Origin of the sequence: Streptomyces sp. PT12, assembly GCF_003311645.1 — a bacterium.
Classification (GTDB): domain Bacteria; phylum Actinomycetota; class Actinomycetes; order Streptomycetales; family Streptomycetaceae; genus Streptomyces.
Genome location: NZ_QEST01000217.1, coordinates 1 through 210, shown reverse-complemented (window position 1 = coordinate 210; position 210 = coordinate 1). Strand labels below are relative to the sequence as shown.

Annotated in this window: 1 protein-coding gene; it reads left to right on the top strand. The window is 69.5% G+C overall.

Annotated elements, in window-relative coordinates:
- Positions 1-210: NADP-dependent isocitrate dehydrogenase (locus DEH69_RS23600; RefSeq protein WP_147255792.1), on the top strand; the 210-nt coding region annotated here is incomplete at both ends.

Genomic DNA, 210 nt, shown 5'->3' with positions numbered 1-210 from the left:
TGCTGCCGATCGTGTCGGCCTTCGCGAAGACGGCCGGTGTCGAGGTGCAGACCCGCGACATCAGCCTCGCCGGGCGCCTCATCGCCAGCTTCCCCGACGCCCTCAAGCCCGAACAGCGCATCGACGACGCCCTCGCCGAGCTGGGCCGGCTCGCGAAGCAGCCGGAGGCGAACATCATCAAGCTGCCGAACATCTCGGCGTCGGTCCCTC